The 1,160-nt window shown below is 43.3% G+C and carries 3 protein-coding genes; all 3 read right to left on the reverse strand.

What is annotated here, in order from left to right; translation table 11 throughout:
- A partial coding sequence (locus LX69_RS17655; RefSeq protein WP_449495010.1) for a hypothetical protein occupies positions 1–202 on the reverse strand: 202 nt, incomplete at its 3' end.
- A 5-nt stretch (positions 203–207) separates the two neighbouring features.
- Positions 208–540, reverse strand: a complete 333-nt coding sequence (locus tag LX69_RS17410; RefSeq protein ID WP_111447297.1) for a hypothetical protein — start codon at positions 538–540, stop codon at positions 208–210.
- On the reverse strand, positions 537–866 hold the full coding sequence (locus LX69_RS17415) for a helix-turn-helix domain-containing protein (RefSeq protein WP_111447298.1): 330 nt from the start codon (positions 864–866) through the stop codon (positions 537–539). The genes LX69_RS17410 and LX69_RS17415 overlap by 4 nt, the downstream gene beginning before the upstream one ends.
- Positions 867–1,160: the final 294 nt, after the last annotated feature.

A 1,160-nucleotide genomic window follows, 5' to 3' on the forward strand; every position in this document is an offset into this window, starting at 1 on the left:
TCCCAACGCCTGTATCGGCAAATAACAGGTGCAATTCGCCCGACATCCAGATGTTTCCCAACAACATTTTGATGGGTGGGGCATTGATGGCATCCATAAGCCGATCGTTGGCTGTTCGGATGGGTGCCAGGTTTTCGACTGATAGTGATGGAGGGCTATTGGTCGAAAGCTGATTCGGTATATTAATAGGTATAAAATCCATTTCTATCAATTCCTTTCAATTGTATGACTGGAATACTTACCGAGATCGTTGCCTCTGCCAAAATCAATTCGAAGATTGATTCCATCAACATTGGGATCGTCAAAGCTTTCATAAAAAAACTCAATAGCAGGCATAAGCACTTTGGTTGCCATGAATAAATTCTCCATTGTATTATAGGCTTCTGTGATATGTTGAATTTCAGCATTTCGCTCTTCTACCTTTTGAGGAGAGACGTTGGATGTATTGGCATAATACTTTAAAGATTCACTTAAGCGCTTAATGTTGCCAACCATGACGGTTAATGCACTTTCTATTTGTGGCGTAGTGGGGATGTTCATAGATCATTCCCTCCTTTCCTTGTTTCAGCTCGAAGTTGGGCGGTGGTTTTACGTTCGCCAGTGGCTAGCCAGGCATCGAGGACTGACCGTCGATAATAAACCTTGCCAAGGACTTTTGAAAATGGAATCTGGCGACGACTGTTCATCGCATAGAGGGTGGAAACCGCCAGATCCAGATAGGTGGCTGCCTCGCTGATCGTCAGCAAGTCTTTTTCTTTTTCAGCAGCAGAATTTGCTGATGGAATAACATTCAGCAGAGACTGATGAAGCTCGATGTATTCTCCCACTGTGAGAGAATAGAGAGGTTGGTCATTTTTTAAATTCATAAACTCGCGTATTTATTAATATTTGCGAAATCTATGAATGTGGCAGTCCAGATTTTTGTAAAAATATGGACTGCATCTGGACTATGCCACCCCCCGCTGGCGCGCATTTGTAATGCGTGCCTCCTTCTTCATCATGTAACTTTCCTCAATGTATGTTTAAGGGTAATCCCTCATTCAGCGACGGATTGAGTCCGTTTGTGATGGTGCGGTTGTTCCCCTTCTTTTCATACCATCTTTTCACTACCTTCGTTTAAAGGTAATCGGTGCCAACCTTGGACTGTATCCCTGTGTGAT

The organism is Breznakibacter xylanolyticus (genome assembly GCF_003254275.1).
Lineage (GTDB): Bacteria > Bacteroidota > Bacteroidia > Bacteroidales > Marinilabiliaceae > Breznakibacter > Breznakibacter xylanolyticus.